This window comes from Sphingobium sp. PAMC28499 (assembly GCF_004795815.1).
Taxonomy (GTDB): Bacteria; Pseudomonadota; Alphaproteobacteria; order Sphingomonadales; family Sphingomonadaceae; genus Sphingobium; species Sphingobium yanoikuyae.
On the sequence record NZ_CP039248.1, the window covers coordinates 4,309,977 to 4,328,915 of the forward strand.

The 18,939-nt window shown below is 65.7% G+C and carries 22 protein-coding genes; 10 read left to right on the forward strand and 12 right to left on the reverse strand.

Annotated elements, in window-relative coordinates:
- Positions 1-126 precede the first annotated feature (126 nt).
- The gene (locus E5554_RS20455; RefSeq protein WP_037517982.1) at positions 127-1,194 is read right to left on the reverse strand and encodes a fatty acid desaturase; all 1,068 of its coding nucleotides are present in this window, start codon (positions 1,192-1,194) and stop codon (positions 127-129) included.
- Positions 1,195-1,495: 301 nt separating this feature from the next.
- On the opposite strand from E5554_RS20455, the gene E5554_RS20460 reads away from it, so the two are divergent.
- On the forward strand, positions 1,496-2,653 hold the full coding sequence (locus E5554_RS20460; RefSeq protein WP_136187909.1) for an N-acetyltransferase: 1,158 nt from the start codon (positions 1,496-1,498) through the stop codon (positions 2,651-2,653).
- Between the two features lie 16 nt (positions 2,654-2,669).
- Here E5554_RS20460 and E5554_RS20465 read toward each other — a convergent pair whose 3' ends face one another.
- Positions 2,670-3,578 (reverse strand): LysR family transcriptional regulator, encoded by a 909-nt coding sequence (locus E5554_RS20465; RefSeq protein WP_136187910.1) that lies wholly within the window; start codon positions 3,576-3,578, stop codon positions 2,670-2,672.
- Positions 3,579-3,809: 231 nt separating this feature from the next.
- Here E5554_RS20465 and E5554_RS20470 point away from each other — a divergent pair, with 231 nt between their 5' ends.
- The 3 genes from E5554_RS20470 (at position 3,810) to E5554_RS23145 (ending at position 5,410) form a co-directional block, all read left to right on the forward strand.
- Entirely contained in the window at positions 3,810-4,064 is a 255-nt protein-coding gene (locus E5554_RS20470) for a hypothetical protein (protein ID WP_004211015.1), read from the forward strand.
- Between the two features lie 23 nt (positions 4,065-4,087).
- Entirely contained in the window at positions 4,088-4,984 is an 897-nt protein-coding gene (locus E5554_RS20475) for a bestrophin family ion channel (RefSeq protein WP_069336090.1), read from the forward strand.
- A 174-nt stretch (positions 4,985-5,158) separates the two neighbouring features.
- Positions 5,159-5,410, forward strand: a complete 252-nt coding sequence (locus E5554_RS23145; protein WP_168708745.1) for a hypothetical protein — start codon at positions 5,159-5,161, stop codon at positions 5,408-5,410.
- 290 nt (positions 5,411-5,700) lie between these two features.
- Here E5554_RS23145 and E5554_RS20480 read toward each other — a convergent pair whose 3' ends face one another.
- From E5554_RS20480 to E5554_RS20515, 8 genes are all read right to left on the reverse strand, one after another.
- Positions 5,701-6,012 carry a YdeI/OmpD-associated family protein gene (locus E5554_RS20480; protein ID WP_136187911.1) on the reverse strand — a complete coding sequence of 104 codons (312 nt, stop codon included), beginning with the start codon at positions 6,010-6,012 and terminating at the stop codon, positions 5,701-5,703.
- Positions 6,013-6,042: 30 nt separating this feature from the next.
- Positions 6,043-6,558 (reverse strand): DUF2239 family protein, encoded by a 516-nt coding sequence (locus tag E5554_RS20485; protein WP_136187912.1) that lies wholly within the window; start codon positions 6,556-6,558, stop codon positions 6,043-6,045.
- Positions 6,559-6,625: 67 nt separating this feature from the next.
- Entirely contained in the window at positions 6,626-7,402 is a 777-nt protein-coding gene (gene xth, locus E5554_RS20490) for an exodeoxyribonuclease III (protein ID WP_004211011.1), read from the reverse strand.
- Positions 7,403-7,473: 71 nt separating this feature from the next.
- The gene (erpA, locus tag E5554_RS20495; protein WP_004211010.1) at positions 7,474-7,800 is read right to left on the reverse strand and encodes an iron-sulfur cluster insertion protein ErpA; all 327 of its coding nucleotides are present in this window, start codon (positions 7,798-7,800) and stop codon (positions 7,474-7,476) included.
- Between the two features lie 82 nt (positions 7,801-7,882).
- Positions 7,883-8,602, reverse strand: coding sequence for a M23 family metallopeptidase (locus E5554_RS20500; RefSeq protein ID WP_210729778.1), 720 nt, complete (start codon positions 8,600-8,602; stop codon positions 7,883-7,885).
- Positions 8,603-8,711: 109 nt separating this feature from the next.
- Positions 8,712-9,521 carry a ferritin-like domain-containing protein gene (locus E5554_RS20505; RefSeq protein WP_136187913.1) on the reverse strand — a complete coding sequence of 270 codons (810 nt, stop codon included), beginning with the start codon at positions 9,519-9,521 and terminating at the stop codon, positions 8,712-8,714.
- On the reverse strand, positions 9,518-9,979 hold the full coding sequence (gene bcp, locus E5554_RS20510; RefSeq protein WP_136187914.1) for a thioredoxin-dependent thiol peroxidase: 462 nt from the start codon (positions 9,977-9,979) through the stop codon (positions 9,518-9,520). Before bcp ends, E5554_RS20505 begins: the two co-directional genes overlap by 4 nt.
- Positions 9,972-12,665, reverse strand: coding sequence for a bifunctional [glutamine synthetase] adenylyltransferase/[glutamine synthetase]-adenylyl-L-tyrosine phosphorylase (locus E5554_RS20515; RefSeq protein ID WP_136187915.1), 2,694 nt, complete (start codon positions 12,663-12,665; stop codon positions 9,972-9,974). The genes bcp and E5554_RS20515 overlap by 8 nt, the downstream gene beginning before the upstream one ends.
- Before the next feature lie 86 nt (positions 12,666-12,751).
- Between E5554_RS20515 and E5554_RS20520 the strand changes: the two genes are divergently transcribed.
- Together E5554_RS20520 and E5554_RS20525 are read left to right on the forward strand one after the other, a co-directional pair.
- Positions 12,752-12,943 carry a hypothetical protein gene (locus E5554_RS20520; protein WP_136187916.1) on the forward strand — a complete coding sequence of 64 codons (192 nt, stop codon included), beginning with the start codon at positions 12,752-12,754 and terminating at the stop codon, positions 12,941-12,943.
- A gap of 84 nt (positions 12,944-13,027) precedes the next feature.
- Positions 13,028-13,339: a hypothetical protein gene (locus E5554_RS20525; RefSeq protein ID WP_247594318.1), complete on the forward strand. Its 312-nt coding sequence runs from the start codon at positions 13,028-13,030 to the stop codon at positions 13,337-13,339.
- 6 nt (positions 13,340-13,345) lie between these two features.
- Here E5554_RS20525 and E5554_RS20530 read toward each other — a convergent pair whose 3' ends face one another.
- A complete protein-coding gene (locus E5554_RS20530; RefSeq protein ID WP_017502757.1) occupies positions 13,346-14,239 on the reverse strand; it encodes a neutral zinc metallopeptidase in 894 nt (297 codons plus the stop codon).
- Positions 14,240-14,391: 152 nt separating this feature from the next.
- On the opposite strand from E5554_RS20530, the gene E5554_RS20535 reads away from it, so the two are divergent.
- The 4 genes from E5554_RS20535 (at position 14,392) to E5554_RS20550 (ending at position 18,230) form a co-directional block, all read left to right on the forward strand.
- Entirely contained in the window at positions 14,392-15,570 is a 1,179-nt protein-coding gene (locus tag E5554_RS20535; RefSeq protein WP_069337711.1) for a DUF3734 domain-containing protein, read from the forward strand.
- On the forward strand, positions 15,567-16,358 hold the full coding sequence (locus E5554_RS20540; protein ID WP_136187917.1) for a 3-hydroxybutyrate dehydrogenase: 792 nt from the start codon (positions 15,567-15,569) through the stop codon (positions 16,356-16,358). The genes E5554_RS20535 and E5554_RS20540 overlap by 4 nt, the downstream gene beginning before the upstream one ends.
- A 94-nt stretch (positions 16,359-16,452) precedes the next feature.
- The gene (locus tag E5554_RS20545) at positions 16,453-17,319 is read left to right on the forward strand and encodes an SDR family oxidoreductase (protein WP_136187918.1); all 867 of its coding nucleotides are present in this window, start codon (positions 16,453-16,455) and stop codon (positions 17,317-17,319) included.
- On the forward strand, positions 17,316-18,230 hold the full coding sequence (locus E5554_RS20550; RefSeq protein ID WP_136187919.1) for an LLM class F420-dependent oxidoreductase: 915 nt from the start codon (positions 17,316-17,318) through the stop codon (positions 18,228-18,230). The genes E5554_RS20545 and E5554_RS20550 overlap by 4 nt, the downstream gene beginning before the upstream one ends.
- Here the strand turns inward: E5554_RS20550 and E5554_RS20555 are convergent.
- Positions 18,227-18,757, reverse strand: a complete 531-nt coding sequence (locus tag E5554_RS20555) for a hypothetical protein (RefSeq protein WP_234792423.1) — start codon at positions 18,755-18,757, stop codon at positions 18,227-18,229. The two genes, E5554_RS20550 and E5554_RS20555, sit on opposite strands and share 4 nt — an antisense overlap.
- Between the last annotated feature and the right edge of the window lie 182 nt (positions 18,758-18,939).

Here is an 18,939-nt window from a genome sequence, read left to right on the forward strand (position 1 = left end):
ATCGCGACCACCTGATCGCCGCAAAAGCGTCGCCCCACGGTCGCCTTGCAAACCGTCTCCCTCATCCGCTCACAAAAAAAGGCCAGTATTTCCACCGGCCTTCTTTCCTGTCCCGATTCACCGCGATCAGCGCGCGTGCATCGTGCTCCGGGCGATCTTGGCGACCAGCGGGAACATGCCGGTATAATTGCCCTGGCGATAGGGCGAGTCGATGTCGAGCGTCGCCATCAGTTGCCGATGCGCGGCCGCCAGATTATGATAGGGCACGCTCGGCAGCAGATGATGCAACGCATGATAGCGCAGGCCGACCGGCGCCCACAGTTCGGGCAGCGTGCCGGGCGGCGGCACATTGACCGAATCCAGATATTGCGCCGTCACGGTCATCGCCTCGCCCTCATTCTCCCACAGATGGGCGACCAGGGTGCGCAACTGGTTGATGACGGTCATCGCCGAATGGATCGCCATATAGACCAGTAAGGGCTTCCAGCCGAAGGCGAACACGCTGCCGACCAGCGCCAGCGCGAACAGGCAGGCGCCCGCTTCCTGCCAATGCCACATGCGGGCAAACTCGCCCTCGGGCGCACGGCGGCGATAGGCGGGATTGATCGACAGCGCCGAAAACTCCGCCACCACCTTGCGCCGCAGCGGCGGGATGAGGAGGCTGAGCGGCGTCAGCACGCCAAAGCGCAGGATCAGGCCAACCGGCGCCAGCGCGGCGACGACGATGAACAAGGGCAGTGACCAGGGCTTCATCAGCGCCAGCGGCAGATATTCCGGGTCTTCCGCCGTGCCATAACGGGTGCGGGCATGATGCTGGGTATGCACGCCTTCATACAGGAAGGACGGGATCATCAGCGGAATGCCGACCAGCAGATTCCAGCCGAAGCGGAAGCCGGGCAGCGCGCCCTTGCGGATATGGGTCAGCTCATGGATGAAGCTGGCCGCGCGATAGAGCGCCATCATCGACAACAGGGCGCAGCCGATCGCGATCGCCACATTCTGGGCCAGAATCGCGCCGGCCAGCGCGCCATAGCCGATCAGCGCCGACGCCAGCATGTCCGGCCAGTAGATGGCCGGGTTCGCGGTCGACAGGGTGCGCGTCAGATCCGCGGCAGCGCGCAGCATCTTCGTATCGTCGGGTATAGCCGACCGCGTACGCGACGCGGCGGCCAAAATGGGATCATGCACAGTCATGCTGCCTTCCCTACACTCCAAATGCGCTGCAATCGTGGCAGCAACGTGACATATTCACCCCGGCTTGGGCTGTTTGAAAATGCGCGAAAGAGCGCATTTTCAAGCGCCGCACCGGCCCACACCCCCACCCGACCTCCCATCAGGCTACCATGTCTGGGTGGCCGGGTGAGGGTGTGGGCCGGTACAGATGCGCAAGACGCGCATTTCCAGACCGACTCTTAGCGCTCCTGCCCCGGCCCGAGATTGACATTCCGCAAACAAGCGCCGAACTGCTCGACACATTTCTTCAAGGGCCTGCGCCGTGGCATCTACCGATCTCCTCATCACCCCCGTTTCCTCCAAGGCCGATCTCAAGGCCTTTGTCGACCTGCCCTGGCGGCTCTACGCCAATGATCCCAATTGGGTGCCGCCGCTCAAGTCCGAAGTCTACGGCCTGCTGACGCCGGGCAAGAATCCCTTCTTCGACCATGCCGAGGCCCAATATTTCCTCGCCAGGCGCGGGAACAAGGTGGTCGGCCGCATTTCCGCGCATTTCGACAAGCTGGCGCTGGCCCAGCCGGTCGAACAGGGCATGGGTCCGGGCACCGGCAATTTCGGCCTGTTCGAGGCGGAAGATGCCGAAACCGGCGCCGCCCTGATCACCGCGGCCGAAGGCTGGCTCAAGGCCAAGGGCATGACCCGCGTGCTCGGCCCGATCTCGCTGTCGATCTGGGAAGAACCTGGCCTGCTGATCCAGGGCCATGACCATCCGCCGACGGTGATGATGGGCCATAACAGCGCCGCCTATCAACCGATGGTCGAAGGCGCCGGCTATCAGCCGGTCAAGCAGCTCAAGACCTATGAGCTGGACATCACCAAGAATTTCCCGCCGCTGATCGAGCGCATCGTCGCCTCCGGCGAAAAGAGCGCGCGCATCACCATCCGTAAGGTCGACAAGTCGAAATTCGATCAGGAAGCCGCGATCATCCTGGGCATCCTCAATGACGCCTGGGGCAAGAATTGGGGCTTCGTACCGATCACCGACGCCGAAGTCGCCTTCACCGGCAAGAAATTGAAGCCGCTGGTGTTCGAGGATCTGATCATGATCGCGGAGCTGGAAGGCGAACCGGTCGCCTTCATGATGACCCTGCCCGACCTCAACGAGGCGTTGAAGCCGCTCAACGGTTCGCTCTTCCCGTTCGGCTGGATCAAGTTGCTGCGCTGGCTGCGCAAGCCGCAGGTCCGCACCATGCGCGTGCCGCTGATGGGCGTGGTCCAGCGGCTGCAATCCACTCGCATGGCCAGCCAGCTCGCCTTCATGATGATCGAATATATCCGCCGCAACGCCCTGGCCCATTACAGCGCGACGCGGGGCGAGATCGGCTGGGTGCTGGACGATAATCAGGGCATGAACGCGATCGCCGACGCCATCGAATCCAGGGTCAACAAAATCTATCAGGTCTACGAAAAGACGCTGTAATCCAGTCAGCGCGCCATCAGGCGGCGGCCGGGGTTGCCTCGGCCGGCTTCAGATGGCGCGCTAGGAAGTCGAGGCAACTGCGCACCTTGGCACTGTCCCCCTGCGCCGGCAGATAGAGGGCAACGATCGGCGATTCCGGCAGCGCGACGGCGGGCAGCACCGTCTGCAACCGCCCCTCTTCCAGATCGTCCGACACCGCCCATAGCGACTTGATGACAATACCGGCGCCATTGAGCGCCCACATCCGCGCCAGTTCACCATCATTGGTGCTCAGCACCCGGCTCGCCCGGCTGTTGTCCCGCCCCATATCCATGTCGATCGCGCGCCACATATCCTGCCCGCCGCCAATGACGATCCGGTCATGGCTGGCCAGATCCTCGATCGTGCGCGGCACGCCGCGTCGGCTGAGATATTCGGGCGAGGCGCAGAGCATGCGCGGATTGTCGGCCAGCCGCTTCATGATCAGGCCGCAGTCGGGCGGCGGATCGAAACAGATGGCGATGTCATGGCCGGTCTCGACGATATTGGCCGCCTGCCCCGCCGCCTCCAGATGCACCGCCACCTCCGGGTGCAGCGTCGCATAATGCTGGAACAATGGCGCCAGCCGGCTGCGGCCCGAATGCAGCGTCGTCACCACGCGCAGCGCCCCGACCGGTTCGGTGGCGTTGCGCATCACGACATTTTCCGCCTGGTCGATGTCGGACAGCGCCTGCCCCGCCTTCTCGTAGAAGATCTGCCCTTCCTGGGTCAGCGTCATGTGCCGGCTGTTGCGGCGCACCAGCATCACCCCCAGCCGCGACTCCAGTTGCGACAGGCGGCGACTGGTCGCGGCAAGCGACAGGTCCAGTCGTTTGGCCGCTTCGGACAGGCTGCCCGATTCGGCAATTTTCACGAAGGACAGGATTTCAGCATAGCGATCGGCCATGCGCAAAAAGCTATGCGCGTTACGCTGCATTGCAATAGGCGCAAGGTTGCAGTTCCGTGTGAAAACATTGCCACGTCTCCCAAACGGCACGGAAATGCGACGGAATTTTGCTGGCGTTACCGCTACCGCAAGGCTGGCTTGCATGGCGTGGACCACGTTGACCCTCGCTTGTGCGTCGCATCATTTTTCCAACAAAGGCCGCCCGTCGGCTCCATTTCGGAAAGGACCGCCATGATCCGCACGCTCGCCGCAACGCGCGCCGCGCCCACGCCCAAGACCAATCAGCGTCTTGCCTGGAACGATATCGAGGCGCTGCCCATCTATGCCGCCATGGCGCTCTGCTTCGCCTGCGCCTGGCTGGCGATCAGCGACAGCACCCCCACCATCTATGCGACGATCCTGAAGGCGGTCGGCATCATCGGCGGCATGGCGCTGCGCCATGCCTGGCTAAAACTGGATGAAGCCGACGGCACGGACATCGCCTGATCCTGTAGAGAACCGCTCCCCCTATGATCGTCGGACGTGCTCCACGTATCCGCCAGAGTTTCCAGACCGCGTGGCGCGCGCTGATCGCGCTGTTCTTCTGGGATCTGGCGGTCACCATCTTCTACTTCATCTCGCCCTTCAAGGCGCCGGCCCTGCCGCTCACCATCTTCGGCACCGCCCTCGCCCTGGTACTCGGCTTCCGCGTCAACTCCGCCTATCAGCGCTGGTGGGAAGGCCGCATCCTGTGGGGTGCGATGGTCAATGTCTCGCGCAGCTGGGCACGCGCGGTGATGAACTTCATCCCCGACCGGGCCGAAACGGCGGACCTGCGTCAGACCCTGGTCGAACGCCATATCGCCTATGTCCAAGCGCTGCGCTGCCAGCTCCGCCGGATCGATCCGGCGCCCGATGTGCGCCGCGTGCTCGCCGGCCCGGAGATTCCGGAGGAGATTCCGGAACTGGGCCGCCGTAACCCCGCCAACGGCCTGCTCGACGGATCGGGTCGCCGGGTCGAACAGGCGCGCGCGGATGGCTGGATCGACAGCATCCAGCAGACCCAGATCGAACGGCTGCTGGTCGACATGTCGAACGCGCAGGGCGGCATGGAGCGGATCAAGAACACGCCGCTGCCCGCCCAATATCGTAGCTTCCCCAAATTCTTTACCCGGCTCTTCTGCATCCTGCTGCCGATCGGCCTGGTCGAAACGCTGGGCATCGCCACCCCGGTCGGATCGGCGGTCGCGGGCTTCATGTATCTTGCCGTGCTGCAGATCGGCGACGACCTGGTCGATCCGTTCGGCAACGACGTCCACGACCTCCCGCTCGACAGCATCACCACCACGATCGAAGCGGACATGTGCGACACCCTCGGCCGCGAAGGGCCTCCGCCGGTCCAGCCGGTCGACGGCGTACTCTGGTAAAGCCAAAGATCGTCCGCCAAACCCACCGTCATCCTGCATTCGATGCGGGATCCATTCAGCGCTCCCTATCTGACCTAGCGCAGAATGGATCCTGATTTTCGTCAGGATGACGCCCGTAGAGATTGGCAGGCTTCAACCACTTGCGGTCGCTTCATATCGCCATATGTTTGCCCAATGACTACCATTCGTTCCTTCCTACTAGAAGCGCTTCAGCGTGTCGTTGACGGCGGCGATATCGAACACGAAGAACTTGACGCCGCGGTGCCGAACCCGTTGACCCTTGGTCCTGTCGAGAAGGATGCTTGGCAGCAATTGAGCCATTGGGCAGACGACGCGGACATTCGGCAAAGGGACGCGAATTACGCGACGTTCAAACGTGACTGGATGCAAGATCGCATAGCGGCATTAAAAGCGAACGGCAGCTAACCACCCTCGATCGCTGTCCACAGAGCCGATCGCACAAAGCGCTCCCCGCAGCGGCCTGTCCGCTTATGGCCGGAAAAACTGTCCGGCGCGACACGATCAGAAGTGGACCTGTTCCCCCTCCCGCAGGCGGGAGGGGGTTAGGGGGTGGGCTGGACGTCGCGAAAGCCCACCCCGCTGCGACTAGCGCGCTGCGCGCGCAAGTCTCGCTGCCCCTCCCGTTTACGGGAGGGGAAAGGCGGGAAACCACCCATCCCGGCCCGTCGGCGAGCGTCGAATCTGTCCACGCCGGCCTAGCGCCGCTTCCCCCTCCCCTCGATCAGCACCGCCTGCTGCCAGCGGCTTGGCGCCTTGTCGGTGCGGTGGATGCAGCCGGCCCAGCAGCAGGGCCGCTTCTTGCCCTCCTGCAACTCCTCGACAGTGCGTGCAATGCGTCGCGCGCGGGTCGCGGCCTGCTTGGCATCCTCGACCCAGCAGATGAACTCGTTGCGGCCAAGCGGCGTCAGCCCCTGCCACAGCGCGAAGATGCCGGCATCGGCCCGGATCGCCGCCTGCATGTCGTCGGCCGCCTCATGCACTATGCCCCGAAGGAAATCGTCCGCCATCCAGCCTCTCCGATCATTGCGATGCGCAGGCTAGGCGGAAAAGGCCGGCTCCGCCAGCGCCAGACCATGCGCCCGGATCGCGCCGGGCCAGCCTTCCGCCGCCGCGTCGAACGCCGCCCTGTCCCTGGCATAAAGCGCACGGATCGCCGCTTCATAGCCGGGCCGGTCGCCCGCCATCGCGGTCAGGAAATGATAGGCCGCGTCCATCGCCGCGCGGGGCGACGGCCTGTCCGCGCCCGCCTTCATCGCATCCTCCACCAGTTGCCGCAACGTGGCGGAGGCGCCGCGCGGCTGCGCCGCCAGCCAGTCCCAATGGCGCGGCAGCAGGGTGATCTCGCGCGCCTGCACCCCCATCTTGGGTCGCCCCCGCCCCCGCGGTGCCGCATCGGCCTGCAGGTCGATATCCACCTGCCGTCCGGTGCGATCGTCGAACAGCAGGATATTCTGCGCGTCGTCCCCCATCGCACGCAGCGCCGCGCGCACCTCATCCTCGTCGCCGGTCGCGATCCAATAGTCGCCCGAAAAGGCCGTCAATGTGCGATCCATGCCGAATCTCCTTCGACACGGATTTTATTACCCGGATATAATAGAGTCAATAATATCCGGATTAAATTCAGATATCGCGCAGTTCGACCCAGGTCGGCGCATGGTCGCTCGCCTTTTCCCGGCCACGAAACGCCTTGTCGACCTGGGCATCGACCAGCCGGTCGGCGGCCGCCGGGCTCAGCAGCAGATGGTCGATGCGGAAGCCCGCGTCGCGCGGCCAGGCGCCGGCCTGATAGTCCCAATAGGTCCACACGCCCCCGGCCGGATGGCGGGTCAGGATCGAATCGGTCCAGCCGTCGCCCAGCAGCCGGCGATAGGCCTCCCGGCTTTCGGGCTGCATCAGCGCATCGTCCGCCATCGCCTTGGGCGAATAGATGTCCACGTCGCGCGGGATGACATTATAGTCGCCGGCCAGGATGGCGGGCACTTCCTCCGCCCAGATTTCCGCCGCCCGCTCCCGCAGCCGCTTCATCCAGCGCAGCTTGTAATCGAATTTCGGCCCCGGCTGGGGATTGCCGTTGGGCAGGTAGATGCTGGCGACCCGCACCCCCTTCACATCGGCTTCCAGATAGCGGCTCTGCTCGTCCTCGGGCTCGCCCTCCAGGCCGCGGCGCACTTCCACCGGCTGGTCGCCGCGCGCCAGGATGGCCACGCCGTTAAAGCCCTTCTGCCCGTGCCAGATCACGCCATAGCCGGCATCCTCGATATCCTTGACCGGGAAGGTCTCGTCGGACGTCTTGATTTCCTGCAGGCAGGCAATATCAGGCCGGGTCTCGTCCAGCCATTCCAGCAGGCGCGGCAGCCGCGCCTTGATGCCGTTGATGTTGAAGGTGGCGATACGCATAATGGACCTGTCTCGTTCGCTGTCCACTTCCCTTTAGAGAAGTGGGCTGCGTCTACAAGCCAATGCGCCGATCAGACCGAGAAGCTGGTGCCGCAGCCGCAACCGGCGGTCGCGTTGGGATTGGTCACCTTGAACGCCGCGCCGCCCAGGTCTGACACGAAATCGACCGCAGAGCCGCGCACCAGGTCCAGACTGACATCGTCCACGACCAGCGTCACGCCATCGCGCTCCACCGCCAGATCCTCGGCCTCCACCTGCTCGGCCAGGCCAAAGCGATATTGGAAGCCCGAACAGCCGCCGCCTTCCACGGCCAGCCGCAATATGGCGGGCTTGCCCTGCTTGGCGGCGATCGCCGCGACGCGCGCAGCAGCGGAGGGGGTGAGGTCAATATCGGCCATGGCGCCTAGATAGGATCAAGCAAAAGCCCCGGCAACCCATGGGCGCCGGGGCTTTGGAAAAGTCGGGATCAAAAGCGGTCGATCAGTCGACGGCCTTTTCGTCCGCCTTGGTCGGGCCGCCCATGGCGACCGGCGGCTTGGTGTTCATCGCGATCAGATAATCGGGACCGGCGACGAACGGGATCGGGTTGATCGCCGCGCCATCGACGCGGACTTCATAATGGAGGTGGCTGCCGGTCGAACGGCCGGTCGACCCCATCAGGCCGATCACCTGGCCGCGATGGACATAGGAGTTGGGCGCAACCAGCAGCTTGGACATATGGCCGTAGCGGGTTTCCATGCCATTGCCGTGCGAGATCTGGACCAGGTTACCATAACCGCTGGCCCAGCCGGCGCGGCTGATGATGCCGTCTGCGGTCGCGTGGATCGGGGTGCCGATCGGGCCGGGGATATCGATCCCCTTGTGCATGCGGGCGCTGCGGTTGAACGGGTCGGAACGCACGCCGAAGTTCGAGGTCAGCGACAGCTTCTCGACCGGGCGGCCCGAGGGGATATAGGCCGCGGTCTTGGCGTTGCCGTCCATGCGCTGCAGGCTGGAGAAGATATTGGAGAAGCCGACATCGGCCGGGCCGAGCGCGCTGGTGTTGATTTCCGACGCGTCGCCATAGGGATCATCTTCATCCTTGGCGTTGGCCGGGGCTGCGGCGCACATCACGCCTACCATCCCGAAAATCTTGGCCGTCTTGCTGGCCGATTGGAACCAACGCGCACCCAGCGCATTCACAGTACGAAGAATCAACATGCCGACCCCGACTTATGCCCGCGAAGGCTTTTGCCTCTCGTGGGTTCCCCATGTTCAATAAAATGGCGACCTAGATCGCCCCCGCTGGATGCAGACTGCAAATCGCCGCTCAGCTTGCAAGCGCGTCGTAGAAATCCCGCGTCAAACCGGCCTGCCGACGCGCCGAGTCGTTGAACGGTGGCTTAACGCTCCCCCGAAAATGGCGTTTCACAAGGATTTGGTAATGTTTGACGGGGTCTAGCCCCAATCGGTTCGTCGCCTGGTTGAACCATGTCGTCCCGGCCGACACATGGCGAATCTCATCCGTCATGATCCGCTGCAACATCCTTGCGGATATATGGTCGCCCACCCCCTCGAACCGCGCGATCGTGGCCGGCGTGATATCCAGCGCCCGCGCCTCCAGCACCATCGGCACCACGGCCAGCCGCGCCAGCGCATCGCCCGCCGTCTCGCTCGCCGCCTGCCACAGCCCGTCATGCGCGGGCAACGCGCCATAATGGCTCCCCAGTTGCCGCAGCCGCCGGTCGAGCAGCGCGAAATGCATCGCCTCGTCCGCGCCGACCCGCATCCATTCATCGGTAAAGCCTGCCGGAAATTCGCCGCCGAACCGCCCGATCAGGTCGAACGCCAGGTCGATCGCGACAAACTCGATATGCGCCAGCGCGTGCAGCATCGCGATCCGCCCGCGATCCGTGCCCATCTTGCTGCGCTTGGGCATTTGCCCCGGCGGCAGCAGTTCGGGCGCATCGGGCCGGGCCGGCCGATCGGGCATCGCCACGTCGAACCGATGCGCCAGCCGGCCCAGTCGCCAGCTACGCGCCACCGCCCGCGCCGCCATCAGCTTGGCGGTCGGGTCGGCAATGGTCAGCACATGGGCACACCCCGCGCCCACGGAATCAATCGCAGGTGGCAGGGTCAAAGCGCCTTCGCCGCCTCCAGCACCTCGGCGGCATGGCCCTTGACCTTCACCTTGGGCCAGACCCGCACGACCTTGCCGTCCGCGTCCGCCAGGAAGGTCGCCCGCGCGATCCCCATATATTGGCGGCCATAGAGCGACTTTTCGACCCAGGTGCCGAACGCCTCGCACGCCGTGCCCGGCTCGTCCGACGCCAGCGTCACCGCCAGCCCATATTTGTCGCCGAACTTCTGCAGCTTTGCCGGCTTATCCTTCGACACGCCAACCACCGCCACGCCCAGCGCTGCAAATTCGTTCGCCAGTTCGGTGAAGTCCTTCGCCTCGCTGGTGCAGCCGGGCGTATCCGCCTTGGGATAGAAATAGACCACCACCGGCTTGCCGCGATAGCGCGCCAGGCTGAAGTCCGCGCCATCCGCATCCTTCAGCGCCACGTCGGGCAGCATCGCTCCCTGTTCAAGCATCTTGATCCTCCTGATAGGGCGCGGCCAGCGCGCGCCATGCGTCGCCGACGCTTTGCCGGGCCTTGGCATAGCTTTCAAGCAGCGCGTCCCAATCGGCCGCGCCACAGGCCCGCGCCACCAGCGGCCGGGTCGCCTCCGGCGGCTCGGTCGACTTGGGCGATACCAGCCGCGACACGATCAGGAAGCGGGTGATCAGCTCCTGCGCCGGGATCAGCTCGGCGGGCAGATGGCCGGCCGCCACCAACTCGGCCAGCGCCTCGCCCAGATCCGGGTCGAACCCCAGGCGATAATGGAACTGGCTGATGTGGATCAGGAACTCGATGTCGACCAGTCCGCCGGGCACCAGCTTGACGTCCAGCTCGCTTGCCGGCGGCTTGTGCCGGGCAATGTCGCCGCGCATCTTCACCGCCTGCCGCGCCAGTTCGTCGAAGTCGCGCGGCCGTTGCAGCGTCTCGGTCAGGATCGCCTCCAGCGCGCTACGCGCCTGCGCCGATCCGAACACCGGCCGCGCCCGCGTCAGCGCCAGATGCTCCCAGGTCCAGGCTTCCTCGCGCTGATATTTGGCGAAACTGTCGAGGCTGACCGCCAGCAGGCCCTGCGCGCCCGACGGCCGCAGCCGCGTATCCACCTCATAAAGCGGCCCCGCCGCCGTCGATACCGACAGCGCATTGGTGATGCGCTGGCCAAGGCGGTTGAAATATTGGGTCGCGCCCAGCGGCCGCGCCCCATCCGATTCCGTCAGGAAATCGCCGGTGAAGAGATAGACCAGGTCCAGGTCCGACGCATGGGTCAGCACCCCGCCGCCCATCCGCCCCAGCGCCAGGATCACCATCTCGCCGCCCGGCACCTTGCCATGCGCGCTCTCGAACTCGGCGACGGTGGCCCCCGCCAGCGCCTCGATCGCCGCTTCCGCAACCCGGCCATAGCCGCGCCCGGCTTCCAGCGGATCGCCGCCGCGCACGATCTGCACGCCCAGCGCGAAGCGGCGATCATTCACCCGCTGCCGCACCCGGTCGAGCAGGGCCTGATAATCCTCGCCCGCCTCCAGCGCGGAAAATTGCTGTGCCAGGACATCGACCGGCGGCACCGGGTCGAAGGCCGACGCATCGATCAGCCCTTCGAGCAGTTCGACCCGGCGGCTCAGCACATCGGCCAGCGCCGGCGCATGGCTCAATATCTCCGCCAGCAGTTCGACCAGCCCCGGTCGCGCACCCAGCAGCTTGAAGAAATTGATCGCGCTCGGCAGCCGGCCGATCATGTCGTCCAGCCGGTTGAGCGCCCGGCCCGGATCGGGCGCGGTGGCAAGCGCCGGCATCAGCACCGGCAACAGCCGCTCCAGCGCCTCGCGCGATGCGCCGCTCCGCAGCGAGCGGATCGTGCCGTCGCGCCAATGGGCGACCCGCGCCGCCGCCCAGTCGGCATCGGCAAAGCCCATCTCCTTGAGCTGCGCCTTCAGCCTGTCCTCGTCATGCGACAGGCTGCCATCGTCGGGCGCGGCGGTCAGCCGGTCATAATTGGCGCCGACCCATTCGACATGGGGCCGCAGCAGGTCGAGCAGCGCCGCCCCGTCCGTCAGGCCGTGCAAGCGCGCGACATTATCCAGCGAGTCCGGATTCTTGGGCAGTTCATGGGTCTGGCGATCCTCGACCATCTGCAAGCGATGCTCGATCGTGCGGAACAGGACATAGGCCTCGTCCAGCCGCGCGGCCACCTCCGCCTCGATCACGCCCGCCGCCGCCAGCGCCCGCAGCGCCGTGCGCGTATGGCCCGACCGCAAACTAGGGTCGCGCCCGCCATGGATCAGCTGATGGACCTGCGCGAAAAACTCCACCTCGCGAATGCCGCCGCGCCCGCGCTTCAGGTCATAGCCCGGCCCGAACGCCTGCCCCTGCGCATAATGGTCGCGGATGCGCCGGCTGATGTCGGTGATCGCGTCGATCGCACCGAAGTCCAGGCTGCGTCGCCACACGAAAGGGCGGATCTGGCGCAGAAAATAATCGCCCAGCGCCATGTCGCCCGCCGCCGGCCGGGCGCGAATGAAGGCGGCCTGCTCCCATCCCATCGCGGTCGATTCATAATAGCCGATCGCCGCCTCCACCGGCAGCGCGATCGGCGTGGCTTCCGGGGACGGCCGCAGCCGCAGGTCGACGCGGAAGACATAGCCGTCGCCATCACGCGCGTTCAGTATCTCGCTGACCCGCCGACCGATCCGTACCGCCGCGTCGGCCACATCCTCCCGCTCGCCATGTGGCAGGGTGGTGGGATCATAGAGCAGGATCGGGTCGATATCGGACGAATAATTGAGTTCCCGGCTGCCATGCTTGCCCAGCGCCAGCACGACGAACCCCTGTGGCACGGCATCGGGATAGCGTTCGGCGAAGGTCGCCGCCAGCGCCTCCTCCAGCGCCTGGTCGGCAAAGTCGGACAGGGTGCGCGTCACCCGGTCCATGTCCCAGGCCCCGGCCAGGTCTGCTGCCGCCGTCACCAGCGCGATCGCCCCGCGCCGCCGCCGCAGCGATTTGGCCACGCCGTCCTCCGGCACGCCCTGCGCCTGCGCCGCCGCCATCGCCGCGTCGAAATCGCCCGCCGCCAGCAGCGCGACGACGGCCGGATAGCGGTCCATCTGCCGCGCCAGAAAAGGCGAATGCGCGCGTATCCGCGCCTCCAGGTCGATCCAGTCCGTCACGCTTCCGTCTCCTTGTTGACGGCGATATCGCGTCCGAATGCGACGAAATCCAGAAACTTTTGGCTTAGATGGCCGTTCCGTCTCTCATGGAAATGCAGCGCAAACCTCTTGGCCGATCGGCACCGGGACAGGACAGCGGCGGCGCCCGCGTCGTCAACGTCGCCCTGCCCCTGCCCTATGAGGGCGTGGGCAAGGCGCTGCGGTCCAGCTTCTCCACGCAGCGCGACACTCTGCCGGACGACATGCTGGCCCTGCTGGCAAAGCTTGATCAGCATTAACCAATAAAGCGCAGACATTTTTTCATGTCTTCCCGCTAAGGCCCGAATCTCTTTCCATTTTCAGGCGGGAATGCGGGTCAATCGATGATGTACAAGGTCTTTGCCGGCGGCACGCTGGTGGTCGCACCGATGATCGTCCTGGCGCTGCAGAATTTCGCGCCGCATCACCAGCCGGTTTCCCAGCCTAGCGAAGCTCAACCGGTCGCCACGCCGGTCGCGCCGCCGCCTCCGCCCGTCGCCCCCAGTGCGCCGCAGGACTTTGCCGTCCCGGCTTCGGGTGAGCCCATGGCCGATGCCGGCCAGCCCAGCATCATGCCGCCGCTGGACGCGACCGCGTCCGTCAGTCCGGGGTCATCAGATTTGCCGCCGCCAGGTTCCCCCAACGCCGAACATTGATCGCGCCTACAGCGCCCCCTTGAACGTATCGCACTGGGCCGGATCGCCACTGTCCAGCCCCTTGCGCAGCCAGCTCATGCGCTGCTCGCTGGTGCCATGGGTGAAGCTTTCGGGCACGGGCCGCCGCCCGGCCGACTTCTGCAGCGTATCGTCGCCGATCGACTGCGCCGCCTTCATGCCCTCTTCCAGGTCGCCCGCTTCCATCAGGCCCGTGCGCTTGGCCCAGACACCGGCATAACAATCGGCCTGCAGCTCCACCTTCACCTGCAACGCATTGCCCTGTGCCTCGCTGACGCGGCGCTGCTGCTGGTTCACCTGGCCCAGCGTGCCTTCCAGATCCTGGACATGATGGCCCACCTCATGCGCGATCACATAGGCCTGGGCGAAATCGCCCGGCGCGCCGAAGCGGTCGCGCAATTCGGTGAAGAAATCGGTGTCGAGATAGACCTTCTGGTCGTTGGGGCAGTAAAAAGGCCCCATCGCGCTCTGCGCCGCGCCACAGCCCGACGTGCCGCTCTGCGCATAGAAGGACAGGATGGTCGGCTGATAGGTCTGGCCCGCTTCCTTGAAGATCTGGCCCCAGACCCGCTCTGTCGATCCCAGCACCTTCAACGACCAATGCTGGATCTCGGTCAGCTTGCTCGCATCCTGGCTGCCCGCCGGCGCACTCTGCGGCGCCTGCTGCTGCACGCCGCCACCGCCGCCCAGCAGGCTGAGCGGATTGACGCCCATCACCGCCAGGATGATCAGCACAACGACGATGCCGCCACAGCCGAAGCGACTGCCGATCAGCGGCAGCAGCAATCCCAGGCCGCCCATCCCGCCGCCGCCGCCGAAACCGCCGCCGCGTCCGTCCTGCACCTCGAAATTGCTGCTTTCCTGTTCGTCGTCGAGCCGCACCCTGGCCTCCCTCGCATCCTGTTCCCGTGCCTACTGCATAACCGGCTGGCTGCAAACCATCGGCTGACGATGCACGTTCCATCGACGGGAAGGACTTTGTTACGAGACATTAAGTTGGAATGGCCGGACCAAAACCTATATTGCAGTGCGACATGGCCGACACCGAATCCCGACCGCGCCGCCGCGCCACCACGCCCCTCCCCCTCCCCCGCGAAGTCGCATTGCTGTTGCAGGGCGGCGGCGCGCTCGGCTCCTTCCAGGCTGGCGTCTATCAGCGGCTCGATGAACTGGGGGTCGATGTCAGCTGGGTCGCGGGCATTTCGATCGGCGCGGTCAATGCCGCGATCATCGCCGGCAACCCGCCCCACCGGCGCCTGAGCCAGCTCAAGAAATTCTGGCTGACCGTCTCGGGCGGCATGCCCAACATGATCCTGCCGGAAATCGACCATATCCGCGAAGCCGCCCATCTGATGGCCGCCGGCACGGTCGCGACCCTGGGCGTGCCCGGCATGTTCCGCCCGCGCCTGTGGCCAGCGCCGCTGATGCCCGAAGGATCGGCCGGCGCGATCAGCTTCTATGACAGCGCGCCCTTGAAGGACACGCTCGACGCCTGTGTCGACTGGGATCTGCTCAATGACGGGCCGGTCCGCCTGTCGGTCGGTGCGGTCGATGTCGAAAGCGGCAATTTCGCTTATTGGGACACGCGCGGTCCTGGCGGCAACACCCGCATCGACGCCCGCCATATCATGGCCTCGGGCGCGCTGCCGCCGGGCCTGCCCCCGGTCGAGATCGATGGGCGCTGGTATTGGGATGGCGGCATCGTCTCCAACACGCCGCTCGCCCATGTGCTCAACCACCAGACCGACGACATGCTCGTCTTCCAGGTCGATCTCTTCCCGGCCGAAGGGCCGATGCCGCGGCAGATGACCGATGTCTATTCGCGCATGAAGGACATCCAGTATAGCAGCCGCACCCGGCAGGTGACCGACCAGTATCTGCGCCTGCGCCGCGAGCATGGCGCGATCAAGGCGCTGCTCGACAAGCTGCCGCCCGAACTGCAGGACGGGCCGGAGGCGCAGAAGCTGCGCGACATGCTCGATGGCGGTTCGGTCAATATCGTCCACCTCATCTACCGCACCCGCGCCTGGGAAAGCGGCGCGAAGGATTTCGAATTTTCCCGCGCGACCATGCTCGACCATTGGAGCCAGGGTCGCGAGGCGGTGGAAGAAGTGATGCACAAGGGCGACCTCATCGCCCGCAACATTCTCGACGGAAAGAGCGCGACCTTCGATCTCGACGCGCCGGATCATCTCAAGGAGAAAATGGCATGAGCAAGTCCCTCGCTGGCAAGACCGCCCTGATCACCGGGTCCACCTCGGGCATCGGGCTTGCCTATGCCAAGGCGCTGGCCGGCGAAGGCGCCAATGTCGTGATCAACGGCTTTGGCGACGCGGACTCGATCGAGAAGGAGCGCTTGGGCCTTGAAGCCCTTTCGGGTGCCAAGGCGCTCTACAGCGGCCATGACCTGACCAAGGTCGACCAGATCGAGGCGATGATGAAGGAAGCGGCCGATGCCTTCGGCGGCATCGACATCCTCATCAACAATGCCGGCATGCAGCATGTCGCCCCGGTCGAGGAATTCCCGCTCGACAAATGGGATCTCATCATCGCGCTCAACCTCAACGCCGCCTTCCACACGACGCGCCTTGCCATTCCTTACATGAAGGACAAGAAGTGGGGCCGGATCATCCAGACCGCTTCGGCCCACTCGCTGGTCGCCTCGCCCTTCAAGAGCGCCTATGTGACCGCCAAGCATGGCCTCAACGGCTTCACCAAGACGGTCGCGCTGGAAGTCGCCACCTTTGGCATCACCGCCAACTGCATCTCGCCCGGCTATGTCTGGACCCCGCTCGTGGAAAACCAGATTCCCGACACGATGAAGGCGCGGAACATGACCCGCGAGCAAGTGATGAACGACGTGCTGCTCGCCGGCCAGCCGACCAAGCAGTTCGTCACCGCCGAACAGGTCGCCGCCACCGCGCTCTATCTCTGCAGCGACGCCGCCGCCCAGATCACCGGCGCCAATCTCTCGATCGACGGCGGCTGGACCGCCCAATAAGCGCCATCGCCCGGTCGATATGACCGGGCACGCGATTGACTCCCCTTCCCCCTTGGCCGCGAACTGACGGCCAAAAGGGGAAGAGGATCGCGCCATGGCGCCAGACCAGTGCCGCATCACCGATCAGGTCGCCATCGTCACCGGCGGCGGCGCGGGCATAGGCCGCGCCATCGCGCTCGCCCTGGCAGAGGCCGGCGCCGACATCGTCATTGCCGACATCATCCCCGAACGCGGCGCGGAAGTGGCGGCGCGGGTCGCGGAGCATGGCCGCGCCTGCCTCGCCATCCCGACCGACATGGCCCAGCCCGATCAGGTCGCCGCCATGGTGGACGCGGCCCAGGCCCGCTTCGGCCGCATCGACATCCTGGTCAACAATGTCGGCGGCGTCAGCCGGAAGGCCTTTCTCGACCAGAGCCAGAATAGCTGGCGCCGCCATATCGACCTCAACCTCGTCTCGATGCTCGCCGCCACCTCGGCCGCCGTGCCGCACATCATCGCGGGCGGGCGCGGCGGCGCCATCATCAACGTCTCCAGCATCGAAGGATCGCGCGCCGCGCCCGGCTATGCCGTTTATGCCGCGTGCAAGGCGGGGATGAACAATTTCACCCGGACCATGGCGCTGGAGCTGGCCGACCATGGCATCCGCGTGAACGCGATCGCGCCCGATTTCACGACGACGCCGGGCACACGCGGCAATCCCCCCGGCCCGGTGGACGAAGCGACATGGTTCCCCGTGTCGCCCGCCATGGCCGATGCCACGGCGCGCCGCATCCCGCTGCAACGGCCCGGCATCGACCGCGAATGCGGCCAGGCCGCCCTGTTCCTCGCCTCGCCCATGAGCAGCTACATCACCGGGACCATATTGCCGGTCGACGGCGGCAGCTGGGCCTCGTCCGGCTGGATCCGCAATGCCGCCCGCCAATGGGTGCTGGTCGAACCGCATGGAGTGTCCGACACATGAAGATCAACGTCCCCCTGCCGTTCGATCATGCCGATCTGCCCGACGAGTTCGGCACGATGGAGGCCGTGGCCCAGATTGGCCGCACGGTAGAGCAGGCCGGGTTCCACGCCGGCCTCGTCACCGACCATCCGGTGCCGACCGACCGCTGGCTCGACGCCGGCGGCCATCATGCCCAGTCGCCCTTCGTCATGCTGGCCCTGCTCGCCGCCCATACCACGACCCTGCGGCTGCAGACCGGCATCCTCGTCCTGCCCTATCGCAATCCCTTCATCGTCGCGCGCGATATCACCACGCTCGACGCCTTCGCCGGCGGCCGGGTCACGCTCAGCGTCGGCGCGGGCTATCTCAAGGGCGAATATCGCGCGCTCGGCGTCGATTTCGACCAGCGCAACGAGCTGATGGACGAATATCTGCGCGCCATCCGCGCCGCCACGACCGGCGAGGAGTTTGTCTTCGAGGGCAACGGCTATCAGGCGTTCGGCAATCGCATCATCCCCGGATCGCCGCAAAAGCCGGGCCTGCCCCTCTATGTCGGCGGCAATGCCAAGCGCGCCATCCGCCGCGTGGTCGATCTCGCCGATGGCTGGAACCCCTTCTTTACCGCCGGCGACGGCGTCAACAGCGCCACCACCCGCACCGCCGCGATGGAGAATGAGGCCGATCTTCAGGCCGGCATCGCCTATATGCGCGACTACGCCGCGCAGGTCGGCCGCACCGACCTGCCCGATGTGATCCTGGGCGGTGTCAACAAGCCGGGCGAGGATCTCTCCAACCAGCAGATCGTCGACCGCATCGGCACCTATGCGGAATTGGGCGTCACCGCGTGCGGCGTCACGGTCAAGGGCCGCAGCCGTTCCGAATGGTGCGACAATGCCGCCCGCATCGGCGAAGAGGTGATCACGAAAATCTAGGGGACGCCGATCACCGTTTCGGGCTGTTCGGGATAGGCACGCAGCAGCGCGTTGCACAGCGCCGTGGCAGCACTAGCCCGCTTGTCGGCCGGGCGGACCGTCACCGCGCTGCCGCTCCAGATCACCGCCGCGTCGCCACGCCGATGCAGGCGCATCTCCAGCTCGGTGCGTTCGAGCGCGACATGGCGCGTCTTGCCGGACGGCACCGCCAGCGAGAGGCTCGATCCGACCGCGCCGGACACGCCGCCAGGCATCAGGTCGGAATTGCTCTTCTCGACCTTGCCGGTCCCGGTCCCGACCTCGGACGCGCGAATGACCAGTTCCATGACCAGCGCGGCATGGCCGTCGTCCAGCAAGGTGAAGCCCTTGTCCGACAGGGCCAGGGTGGCCGCATCGACAAAGGCATCCGCCGCGCCCGCCTGCCCGCTCGCATCCTCCCGCATGGACACCGATATGGTGCCGCCGCTCGGCACATCCGCCGCCGATGCCATCGCCGGCAGCAGCAGCGCCGCTGCAACCATCAGCATGGATCGCGCCCATTTCCGCGCGCCAGGCAATCGCTTCTGATCCATCAAGGCTCGATCATCCATCCCAAGCCGAACAGGTCGGCGGCCAACACCGCCATGCCTAGCCGAGCAGCAGCCTGCCGACAATCGCGCGCCCTAGCACTGGTCCCACCGCGCCAATCTCACACGATATTCATTTGCCT